Here is a 12,430-nt window from a genome sequence, read left to right as displayed (position 1 = left end):
TTCGCTTCTAATTTAATACTTTAACTATTTCGATGTGTGGATTCGGTAAATAACTTACATTTGTAAAACCTGCCTGATAATGGGCATCTATTGAATACTTTGTTGGATGGTTGTAACCAGCATGGTCACCAGCAGAAAAAAACACTTCGCTTTGTTTCTTTATTTTTGCAGAAGGAACTGAGTCTCCACTTTCATTGTCTCCATGGTGCGGAACTACAACAAAATCAAAGTTTAATTTTTGCAAATCATTTATTTTAACTTCGCCATCACTAATCATTTTTTTGTAAACATAGTCACCAGGAAATAGAAAAGTCTTTTCACCACTGTCCACTTTCACTTTAGTGATCAGTTCATTGTCATTTTTTTCTATTGACGAGTTAGCTGGTTTTGTCCTTATTGCCTCTACTTCATATTTACCCGCAACTAAATTAAAACTATCAACTTCTTTAACTTTACGAAAAATATTGTAGTGTTTATATGCTAGTGCATTATTTGCTGAACCTGAGGGTATATATATTTCAGTAATTTTCCCCTGTATAACTGAACACCACATCATCAACCGAAAATGATCGGAATCCAAGTGAGATAGTAATAAATAAACTGTATCTAATTCTTTGAGTTCTTCAATAAGTTCATTTCTAATACTACCTTTCAGGTAGAATGCTCTTTTTACGGGTGTACCAGCGCCAACATCTAACAATATGCCAAACTTAAGAGATTTAGATCGTAATGAAGAACACATACCTTGCCCAACACCAAAGACAAGTAATTCAAAGTCGTCTGCATTTAACTTCTTTCTAATCGCTAAATCTTTATCATTAAATGGATTATTTAAAACTCCAAACACGTCTTGTTGGTAAAAAAACCTTGGGAAGTCATATTGTTGAAAAGAAATGCTGGACACAGATATTCTTTTAGGAGGATCAATGTTATATGCAGAATAAAAAGTACTTTTACCGTACCTATTTTCAGTGATAGTTATAATTGCAAACATATCATTGTTAAAAAACTGCTTTTTAAACATATGGACAAAGAAATTTCCTTTGCTTGATTTAACTCCATCAAAGTCTTCTTTATCTAATTCAAAGATTGTTAACCCTTTAAAGGTCTTATCTGCGAAATTACCACTGTCCAATTTAACTCCTAGTAACTTGATAACAAAGACATTTGGACTTTCATTTACCCTAATTTCAGTAGAGCCATTGCTACGTTCACTTTCTAGATCATCACCATCAAGTTCAGTCGAATATTCTGCGGGAGCGCTTTGTTTATCTATAATACAAAAATACTTCATTACTTCTGCTTTTAATTCCTTTTAGCTCACCAGTTTTAATTACATGCCACCATAAATTGTACTGACAAAACTCTTAAGTTTTTCAGTTAATCTAGGTATTACTTAATTACGTTGTAGAACACTTGGGGCTTTTTCCATTGTCTAGACTATATCTTCACGCAAAGGTTCTTCGTTGGTGTAGATCATCTTATCTACCAAGGCTTTAAAGTTGTCCGAAACGAGTGACTCTTCTTGGCAGATTTCGTCAACTGCTTTTACTTCTTGGTCTGCCATGTTTGTTCATGCCCTTTAATCTTTATATGAAAGTCTAGTTCACGTCACTTTATATAATTACTTTGTTCGTATTTTAATATTCAGATTCTTGATATTTTGAAAAAGCTAATTCAGCTTTTAACCTTAAATCTTCCATCAGAAACTCGACTGTTTGGTCTATTTGATCATGTGTATGTGTTTCTAAATCATCAAGATATGGCGGGCTTTCTTCAAAGGATTTAAAAATATACTTTTCTTCCAAGGTCCCTGAAGGTGTTTGCCACCATAACCAACTTTGTAAAGTTGGTGGTAAGGAACAAATGTAATCTTTAAATAAAGAATCCACTGAGCTACATATTCTGCCATCACCTTCAGCGACATCCCAGCCAAAATCTATAAACAAATCTCCGTGATCTTCGAATGCAAAAGCTGACTGCTTTTTTAACATCTCAATAAAGGGGTATATGACCTTTTCTATTACCTTGTTTTTAGATACTTCCATATTTTTAGATTCCCCTATTTTTCAGAAACATTTTCAGATTTATAACCTGGAGCAATAGCTAAATTATCAGCACCAAAGATTGATTTAGAATTCCTTAACCAAAGCTGATATTTCAACAGGTGACAGATTACTGATCTACTGTAATTAAACCGGACACTTTAATAATGAAATATAATCTAATTATTGAGGTGTTAAATGACAAAAAGAACAAACAGAAGTTAACGTTTTCATTGTTATTGAACACCCAGCGCTTTATACACAGCATCAACAGGGTCGCTATAGAAACTCACTTGGAACTTAGTGAATGTTTCTGCTGGAACTGTCGGTATATCAGTTGCTGAGGCCATTGGTAGTAATACTTTGGTAGCTCCTGCTTCTAAAGCCACTTGCATGCTTGAAGCTAAGTCTTGAACTGGATTAACAACACCACCTAAAGTGATGCTGCCAAGTACAACCATTGACTCTTGCATAGGTTTATTCAGCAATATCGAACAACTAGCAACTAATGATGCAAGACTTGCAGAATGACTGTTTCCTGAGGTTTGAAGGTCTACAAAGTGTAGGTGGAACTCATGTTCAGAAAACCTTGAGTTTGCTGCAATTCGGCTTAAGTTGCCTTTAAAGTACTCAAAACCAACTCTCACCTGATCTTTAGCCATAGTATCGGGGCCTAGGCCAGAGGTAGAGTGTTTGCCTGTGCCAGGAGTCATTTGTGTTTCTAGTCTGTAAATACCTAACTTTCCTGATGAACCTTCACTAACAAAATGAACAACTCCTGCATTTGGAATACCTGCTGGTATTAAGTTTGATCCACCTTGCTCCGGTACATTAACAAAGAATTCTTCTAATGTTTCATTATCAATATAACTAAAATTAACATCGAAGAACTCCATACCACCAATCTTTTTAAGCTGCTCTTTTACACGTCTACGTACTTCAAGGGCATAGATCAAACAAGTTCTTACTTCATCTTTGGTATAGTCGCCATGAGGTACTAATAGCTTCAGCAAACCTGATGTTGTTCTACGTACACCAATAACATCACGTTGGTTTAAGTTATTGCCAATTTTGAAGAACTTATCAATAGAGTCTGAAAATGTTGTTTTGCGCATTTCACGCATGTACTCAGCCAAATAATCTGTGATCAAACCAAATCGATCTGTAAAAAACTCTGGTCGCATCTTAGGGATTTCCCAACCTGGTATATAACCGTGGAAGCGATCAAAAAATGCAGAGTCAATCATCTCATCTGGAAATGGTGCTAATAAATGGCTCGTTTTAACAAGAGTCTCAACGCTGTGATCAATGTTCCCCACGAATACCATCGATGCTTTAGCTTCGATAGAATCTCGGCCACGAGAGAACGAACCAGATGCCATGTAATCTTTCATGATTTGCACACCGTCTTTATCTTTAAAGCGGATACCAGCTACTTCATCAAATGCTACAACATCCCACATTCCCACTAAACCAATTTGGCGAGATGACATGTTATAAAACAGATTAGCAACGGTTGTTTGACCACCAGAAACTAATAAAGAATTAGGTGAACACTCTTTATAAACATGAGATTTACCTGTACCACGAGGGCCAAGTTCACAAACGTTATAGTTGTTTTCTACAAAAGGGATCATACGAGCAACTAAATGCCATTTTGCTCTTTGATCAAGGTTTGCTGGCTCCATGCCTATTGAGCGAAGTAAAACATCCATCCACTGATCAAGTGTGAACTTTTTACGCGTCTCAAACACTTCATCCATATTCATCGAAGGCATTTGAATTGGTTTTAAACTAAAAACACTAAAAGGCGATATTTTCTGACCTTCCTCATAAAAGTAACTCAGTGTGATAATGCACCAAATACCGCCAGTTAAAAGCTTTTCATTTTGCTTAACAATATTATTAGGTACTACTGCATCTTTAATTCCTAAATTAGAAAGGTTTGCTTCATAGATATCTTTCTTCTGATTAAGCTTTACCGTCACTTTATCAATAACTTTATAAGTGCCTTTTTCGCGAATTAACGACTTTGCTTTTTCAGCTTCATCAGGGCGAACATAGTTTTCTGTTAAGATCTTCTTAACGTTTTTCATCCCCTCATTAATCAGCTCATCTTCAGCCGACGAACAATACATACCTAGTAAGTATTCCAATACATATACAGGTACATTAGCCCCTTCTTTAAGCTGCTTAGTTAAATCTTTTCTAACAACGCGACCTTTAAATTCGGTTGTCATTAAATCATCTAGATCCATACCACGAAGATCAGCTTTTTCTTCTTCAAATGTAGGTGACACTGGCTCAGAGACTTGTTCAGTAGCCTCAAGCTGTGATGCTTGTTCATCGTCATGTAAGTGAACATGAACATCTACGCTGACGTTTTTATCTCTGCTATCTTCTGCTGAAGTAGCATCATTTATTCCATTTTCATTGTTCACAGCTATAATCCCCTAAAAAAAGTCATCTTCAAAAGCTAAGTCAATAGTCACTGAGTGCGTTGTTTTGGTTTTACTTTCAGTATCTTCCATTATCAACTTATAACTTATGGTACGGTCAAAACCGCTACCTTCTAATTTCACTTGAACGTTTCTTTTACGTTCTTCCATTTTGCCTGATGCCGAATCAAATAATACTTTCTCACTTGAGCTAACTCTGTTTCCATCAGGATCTTCAATCCAAATTTGTAACTCACGAGGTTTATACTTATCACCAATAGGGTCGGCTTGTAAGAATTGAATACGATCAATATTTGATACTATTTTTACAGGGCTATTTAACGGAACAACACCAACTTTTTGCTTAGTTTGCTTTTGCTTAACCGTTGAGTGAATAGCGCGTAAATGCATAACAGGAACACAAATTTCTTGTGGCATAATACCGCCATGAATAAATTTGGCACCACCAACAAAATGAAATCTGTTACTACCACGAGGTACAATAAACTCTGCATCAGAGTCCGGTTCCACGTTAGACGTATTAGACATTTTGCCAACCCAATAGCTATCTCCCGTTGGTAGATTTTCGCCAACCAAGTAACGCTTCTTAGATAGCTTAGTACCTGCTGGTTTCGTCTTAAGTTCAGTCCTATCAGACTCAGTGACATCACTTTGGTTGAATAAGAAACCATGATCAGCGGTTAAAATAACTCTACCGCCTTTAAGTTTGTCAAAAATACGAATAATTAACTTATCAATTTCTTCAATTGCATCGCGTGCCGCTAAAAACGCTTCATTCTCTGTACCACCATCATCACCAATAGCGTCTATTTTATTGTGATAAATATAAATTGCAGATGAGTCTTGCGCTAAATCGCGATACTGCTGATTTGTCCACTTCATTACTTCATCATAAGTACAGGCAATACCACCATGTGCTTGAAGAATCTTGTGTCGATTATCTGTACCGTGTGCAGAAACCCCATCAAGCTTATATTCCACATTTTTATTTAAATGAGCTGTAAACTTTTTATGAGGAAGCAATGAAGCCATACCTGCTTGTGTGTAAGACGGAACAACACCTAGTTGAGACTTCAGTTCAGACTTGTAGCGATTACGATTATTAATCGAGTCATGAATTTCTTTTGCGCATTCATAGCGAAAAGCATCAGAAATAATAACAAAAACACGTTTTACGCTCGGTTGTTGTAATACTGACTGAACTTCACGATTATAAAAGTCATATTGATTATGAATAAATGGTAGCTTCCAATTTTCAAGTAATGACTCTTTATCAACGAGCTTACCCCAAGCAACAGCAAAATCGTGCAAGTACCAGTTAACATACAAGCTTTCAACATCATCAACTAAACCAGTTAACTTTAATATGTCAGAGCCATTCTGTGACGCTTTAAGGGAGTTTTCAGAGAATATTCGATACGATGTATCAAACTGATGTATTTCTTCTTCATAAGCTTTATAGAGCGCACTAGCCGTATCAAACTTTTTAGTCCCCAGTGCTTCGAAGCCATCAGCATACTTTTCTTTAAGTTCATAAAATTGCTTTGCTGACTTTAACGCTTTATGAATGGCTGCATACTTTTGATCTTGATAGCACCAATGGCTTCGCAGCCTAATGGAAACCCAATCGGCAATATCATTTGAATTATATGCAGGTAAATCTTTGGCAATTAGCTTAAGTAACTCTTCTTCAGCATCAACAAAAGTCTCTACATAAAGTAGATCACTAGGCTGCTTAAACTCAGCCAGTTTACTTTTTATCTCTAACTCAAACGCCACATCTTTTGCAATTTGATTGTACGACTCACAAAGGGTTCGGCTCTCTCGCCATGCTTTTACAAAGTTAATAACTGCGGCTCTTTTAGCGGCAGTATTACCTACTAGCTCTTGAATATCTTTAGGAAGTTTATCGCTAGTATCTTTATCAAGTGAAAGAGGTAACAAATGCGCAGATAAACTTTGCGCAAAAATTGAATCACCAATTTTGGCACCAGATGACTGAAGACCATGATAACAATCTGTCACTAATAACTTTGTTATTAAATCTTTTATAGAAGGCATAGCTGAAGCTATTGTTGAAGGGTTTGCATTTCCTTCATTTTCATCACTAGTAACTTTATCTGTAAACCAATAGTCCGCTGACAAATAACCAAACTCTTCAAGTGCCTGTTGCCAAAATGACTTGTCCAACCCAAATTTTGCTATCTCTTCAAGTATCTCATCAGCTTGTTCAGCCGAGTTACTATATTTACTGATTACCTCATTTAATACAGCAGTAAAGCTCATTGTTTCAACTTTGGCTAACGTTGCCACCATTGCTAGCTCTAATGCATTTTTATCGGCATTATTCGGCAGTAATTTTCGTAACTTCGCATAACGTTGTTTATTACCAAAGAACTTCTTATATCGACTAACAAGCTGACGAAACTCCATCCTCATGCCTAACTCATTAAGGATCATGGAGCTTGAATCCGCATAAAACTGTTGGGCATATAAACGGATATCAAATAGCCAATCTCTTGTTGGCTCATTAACAGCCTTATTACTGTATAGTAAAAACTGATGCTCCGGTTCTGACAACTCAATACGTTGTTTAATTTCGAAATGAGATTCATCATCAAGCGATATTGTAGTAATACCAGCCGAACTCAACTCAGCAGTTATTTCAGGAAACTGTTCCTGAAATTCGATATCTTCATCTTGCCAAAATACCAAGCGGCACTTTTCGAATTTGGCTAAGATGCCTTGTTTTAATTGATTTAGGTTCATAATTATTTTTTAAACTCAATTACAGCTTCACAAAAAGCTAATAAATCATTTTTTGAAGTCCGCTCTAAAGATTCCATATTTCGGCCTCCTGATATATCCAACACTTGATATATCAGGGAAACAATTTTCTCTTTACGATAATTTATATTATTAGCAATATACACAGATAACTCTTCCCTGGCAGAGCACATCAATTCAAACTGTTCTATATTTAAAAGTTCCACTTTATCCATCAATAGCTTCAATACTGTTTTATCCACTTTTTCAAAGCTATCAAGATCCTCAATATCAAGTTTCGTTGCTAACCCTCTAGCATATTCAATTTTGCGCAATGTGGCAGTTCCTCCCACTTTTCTTACTACTGTTTTTTTATAAACACCTAAAGTAACTAATTTTGATCTGATCGAGGGGGCTGACTTATTTACTAATTTAGCAACTTCCTCGATAGAAAAATTCATTTTATATAAATGAGCTATAGCATCGAGCATATCGTTACTGTTAAATATATTGCTTTGTTTTAATTGTTTAGAGGCGTGACTATGATTAAAGCCTCTTTCGCTAAAAAAATTGAAAAATTCTAACTTTATATCCTGATTAACTTTATCAGCTTGTTTCTCCACTATTTCTGTGTGATTAGCTTTTTTGGAAACATGCTCCTCAATGGTTCTTTCTAATTTATCAATCTTAAATGATTTACTGTCAGTTTCCCTGTTCAAAGAGCTATTAACTTCTTTTAAGTTCTCAATTTTGTTTTCCATATCATGGAAATATTTTAATTTTTCCGTAAGTATTTCAACTTTTGATTCTAACTCGCTATTAAGAAGAAATAACTTTGCTTTTTCTTTTGTTAGTGTTGAAATCCCTTCATCCGACAGCCTACTATTTAGCTTTCTAATTGTTTCTTCATGTTCAATAATTTGTTGTTTATATTTTTTATTCCAAAACATATTTAATCCATCGGTTTGGTTTTAATTTCACAATCCACATATAGGTTTTATTACAGCTATTGATATCAAAAACTAACTTTCACAAAACTTTAAATAATTTTTTTTGCGTTTGCATAAGCGTTTTTAATCGATTGTTCATTGCATAATATCCTCACCTTAACTTGGGTAATAACATCTTCTAATGAATGAGCTGTTGATAATGATTTTTTTACTTCATCCAGTAAGGAAAACCCACAGATAGGAGTTAAAGAAATAATATTGTTATATATGTGAATAGGCTTTCGGTGTAATTGACAGTGGTAACGTAAAAAGGAGACATACCATTGTTTACTCAGATCTAATTGAAATCTAACATTGCAATCATCAGCTATATAACCTGCTTCTACAGGTCTATTGGCATTTTGAATAATACGCTCACACCTTTGCATTATCTGTGAAATTGGAACACCTGAAAATGCCCGTTGAGGAGTATCTAAATGGGAGTAATCAATTTTCACCAAAAGGTTATCTTTTATTAATTGATCTGCATAGAAGTTTGCATGCCCTTTAGAACCACTCCTAATTATTTTTCGAATATCTTCTGTTGTAATTCCTTTTAAAGAAGCCTCACAATAATCAACAATTGCTTGTTGTTGACCTTTAGGCGAAAACTCTTCATCAAAACTTATAGTATCAGCTCCAGATCTCCCTTTAAAAAACACACCTTCTGTAGCGCCATACTCACGAATAATATGTCTCACAACAAAATAATTTAGTTCTGTAGAAATGTTATCAAATATATCTATTTTTAAATTAGCTGTTTGCCAACCTTGATCCACTCTAGTATGTAACTGTTTTTTTACTTCAAGTAATAAGTCTTGCATTATTTCTTCTGATACATCTAAGTGTGAGGTGTGTCTATAAGTTCCATGATCTGACAAATAGATCAAACCACTATCAACAGCCATTTGTAACCCATGATCTTGCCGTTCAAGAGGGAGTTTAATTTGACAAACCCCGCTTCTGTTTACAAAGTCATGTAGCTTCGAATATGCAATACCTTGCTCAAAATATAATGAACCATGAGCTACCGCACTCGTTTTATCAAGACAGGTTGGCTTTACTGTTTCATCAATAATTTCAATTTTATTATCAGCTTGAAGAGTAAATAAGGCATTCAAACTTTTTTGAAAGCTATATCCATACTCATCACAAATAACCTCAACTAAATCGTCAATGAAAACAGGTGACTTATTCAAGGAAAAGAATTTACATATAACTTCTTTGCTGCAACTAGGATGAATGAAGTCTTTGATGGTGTTTTTTCTTAGTTCAGCAATAAACTCTAAAAACTCAAAGAACTGTTTAGAGGAAGAAAATCGACAAAAAAGCTTTGGATAAACTTTTGAGATATCAGTCGTTAGATTTTCTCTAATATTTCTCCAAATAGTTGTTGATATATATCTTAATGATCCTAAGAATAAAGTTTTAGCAGACTCCTCTAATTGCCTTACTCTCTCTCTAGTAATATTACCAATTAGCTCGCTACCAACATACTCAAGTGTTTTTACTTTTTCACCATCTAATCCCAATCTATGTTGTAAAATTAAACGAGTACGAGAATCTGTCTGAAATAAAAAGTGTGTCAAATCATCTGAAATAGCAGCATCAAGTTCCGCACTCAAAACATCAATAGCTTCGGCGTAACGTAATAAACCAGGCTCAGAGAAGCTATCAAGGTTTATTTCATTTTCTACAATATGAAAGCTTAATGATTCAGAAACCTTTCGAGATAATTTTTGATAAACGTCTTTAGCTTGTTGCCCTGAAACGACGCCTCTGACTTTTGCTTCTACACTAAAGAGATCACTAACTGATAACCAAGTTACCTTAACTTGAGCTAATCGTGATATTTTTTGTAGTAATTTTTGCTCTACTTCCTCAAATCTCGCATAGTTAATAATTAAGTCTTGTAATAATTCCTTGTTATGTTGTACGTCTTTAGCCTGAAGTATTTTCCCATTTTTATTAGCAGCTTCTATCGGTTTTCCTAATTTAAGCTGTAATTCCTTTGCCGCTGTAAGCTTTTTTGCCCCCATAAAAGGAAGTGATGCTAAGTCAAGTGATGACATCTGCAAGAATTCATCAACACTAAGGTTTGGTTTCGATTTGGCTAAGATATGCTTAATGAGAACATTTTCAACATGAGATAAAGTAAGTAATAAATTTTCATCCCCTAATAAAGTTTCATTACTCTCTGAATGAAAATCTATTGAAACAGAACTTTCATCTTTATTTCTTTCTTTATGCATTTCAATATTAACTTCATTATATTCATCAGCGATATCATTGCATTTATTCTTGCTGAGTTGAGAATCACATTGGTTATCAATAATAGAAATATCAACATTAGGAATATTTAATTCATCACGTTGTTCGAGTAGCTGACTTTCAATTACACCATATTCGTTATTTGTGCAATCCTGTATGCTCTTAAGCCAAGAAATAAAGCCTTTCAATTGTAATAAACTATTGTTTTCAATACGTTCTATTAAATCTAAAGGTATATTAGATAAATCTCTTATCTGGCTAACGTTAACACTAACACCGTAGAACTTAATGAAGTCTTTCCATATTTCTTTATGTTCTTCTTTTACACTTAAGTCTATCAATTCCATCGGCTTTACTCCTTAGTTTAGTGCTTAGTGATTATTTCATCTATTGATTGCCTATTTAGAAAATCACGTTCTAAATTCTTCTTTAAACCATCACGTTCAAACTTTTTAACTTTTGACTTAGCAACAAAAAATGATGCACTCCAATGTTTATCAAATGCTTTAAAAATTGAATGTGAACGAAAAACAAACTTTGGTTCGATAGATTCAACATGTGGGTGGTTCGCTATTACGGGAAGAATGTTCTCATTAACATTTTTTTCCACTTCAGAAATTGAATCAGTATCTTCAAAATTAAACTCAGGAGCGACTTCAGTAAAAATAACAAAACCCGTTGTGTCAAAAAATTTTTCTTTAGCCCAATCAGGAAATGCAACTACAACACCTTCCATCTCGTTAGGTGTAATAAAAACTCTCAAACCATCACACTCTTCAATACCAGGATGAATGAAGTTACTACCTGCAACACCAAAATAATCCCATGCAACCGCATCAATTTTTCTATCAGCCTTTACTTGAGCGACCTTGCCATTTACTAAACGCTCTTCACAATATAAGACTTCGGCTTTTTCAACTTGAACTTCATATGTTTTTTCAGTCTTATTTCCATTTTCATCGGTACTAAAATAAGATAAATTTTGAGATGTCATATCTACAGGTGTTTTTCTAGGAAGTACATTAGTTGAAGTTTTTTTTCGTTGAGCTAACTTCTTTTTTCGTTTTTGATCTTTTGTTAATTTAGCCATTATAATTCCCTACTCTACAATTAAACATCTTGCGCAACCTGCATCTGAAAAAGCATCAAAGACGCCATCCCCCCATGATTTATCAGGGTTAACCACATATAATTGTTCTTCTGATATAGAATCTAATAAAAGTATATTTCTCTTTGCGCAATCAACGCGATACTCAAAAGTTTCTCCTTCATCTTTATATCGTTCGATAATTTCTTTAAGCTCTGAAATTACTACTTCAACCTGTTCTTTTTTTACAAAGTAACCTTCTGGTTTAATATTTTCATCAAACAAATCTCTTTCATTTATTGGTTCAATCAACTCCTTGGTAGATTTGCCTATTAAGTCAACATTATCCTCATTTAAATAAACACCGTCATAATCTCCATGATAGCCTTTAAAGAATGCGCAGTTATCTAATTGCTCGAATCGTTCAGTATCTTCCATTGAAACCCATGTAAAAGCTCCTAAATGCCCCTGTTGCTTTAAACAATCTCGAATAGCAAATAAAGGCGTTAGATACCCTGGCATATTAAAAACATATTTCTTACCATTCTTTTTAATGGTGACTTCAAAACCTTTTGTTTTTGTCATTCGCTTTCCTTTTCATTTGCTTTTCTTTTTTGACTTGCTTCTATAAGAAGTTTTCTCATTTTGAACACGGGTATTAACCCAATTACAGGTAATAACCAAATACCAAGCAAGCGCTTAATTCTAATATTTTTTGGTTCCTTAACAAAAAAGTCTAAAAAGTTAGTTGCCCACAACGCAGCAAAAACATGCATGCCAAGTATCAAATAAATAATCCAAGTAAATTCCATG

General features: G+C 34.5%; 10 protein-coding genes. All 10 read right to left on the bottom strand.

Annotated features, from left to right (window positions below):
- Positions 1-7: 7 nt before the first annotated feature.
- Positions 8-1,294, bottom strand: coding sequence for a ComEC/Rec2 family competence protein (locus tag AC27GZ_RS09455; RefSeq protein WP_487094714.1), 1,287 nt, complete (start codon positions 1,292-1,294; stop codon positions 8-10).
- Between the two features lie 141 nt (positions 1,295-1,435).
- Positions 1,436-1,567, bottom strand: coding sequence for a hypothetical protein (locus tag AC27GZ_RS09450; protein ID WP_487094713.1), 132 nt, complete (start codon positions 1,565-1,567; stop codon positions 1,436-1,438).
- A 73-nt stretch (positions 1,568-1,640) separates the two neighbouring features.
- Entirely contained in the window at positions 1,641-2,048 is a 408-nt protein-coding gene (locus AC27GZ_RS09445) for a hypothetical protein (RefSeq protein WP_487094712.1), read from the bottom strand.
- A 233-nt stretch (positions 2,049-2,281) separates the two neighbouring features.
- A complete protein-coding gene (gene brxL / locus AC27GZ_RS09440) occupies positions 2,282-4,486 on the bottom strand; it encodes a protease Lon-related BREX system protein BrxL (RefSeq protein ID WP_487094711.1) in 2,205 nt (734 codons plus the stop codon).
- A gap of 12 nt (positions 4,487-4,498) precedes the next feature.
- Positions 4,499-7,273 carry a BREX-1 system phosphatase PglZ type A gene (pglZ, locus tag AC27GZ_RS09435; RefSeq protein ID WP_487094710.1) on the bottom strand — a complete coding sequence of 925 codons (2,775 nt, stop codon included), beginning with the start codon at positions 7,271-7,273 and terminating at the stop codon, positions 4,499-4,501.
- Positions 7,274-7,275: 2 nt separating this feature from the next.
- The gene (locus AC27GZ_RS09430) at positions 7,276-8,220 is read right to left on the bottom strand and encodes a hypothetical protein (protein ID WP_487094709.1); all 945 of its coding nucleotides are present in this window, start codon (positions 8,218-8,220) and stop codon (positions 7,276-7,278) included.
- An 89-nt stretch (positions 8,221-8,309) separates the two neighbouring features.
- Positions 8,310-10,877: a hypothetical protein gene (locus AC27GZ_RS09425; protein ID WP_487094708.1), complete on the bottom strand. Its 2,568-nt coding sequence runs from the start codon at positions 10,875-10,877 to the stop codon at positions 8,310-8,312.
- A gap of 17 nt (positions 10,878-10,894) precedes the next feature.
- Complete coding sequence (locus AC27GZ_RS09420) at positions 10,895-11,620, bottom strand: hypothetical protein (protein ID WP_487094707.1); 726 nt, start codon at positions 11,618-11,620, stop codon at positions 10,895-10,897.
- Between the two features lie 9 nt (positions 11,621-11,629).
- Positions 11,630-12,202, bottom strand: a complete 573-nt coding sequence (locus AC27GZ_RS09415; RefSeq protein ID WP_487094706.1) for a hypothetical protein — start codon at positions 12,200-12,202, stop codon at positions 11,630-11,632.
- On the bottom strand, positions 12,199-12,429 hold the full coding sequence (locus AC27GZ_RS09410) for a hypothetical protein (protein WP_487094705.1): 231 nt from the start codon (positions 12,427-12,429) through the stop codon (positions 12,199-12,201). The genes AC27GZ_RS09415 and AC27GZ_RS09410 overlap by 4 nt, the downstream gene beginning before the upstream one ends.
- Position 12,430: the final 1 nt, after the last annotated feature.

The organism is Colwellia sp. SU-HH00943 (assembly GCF_057546125.1).
Note: the sequence above shows the minus strand (reverse complement) of the source record. Positions and strands in the feature narration are given on the sequence as shown.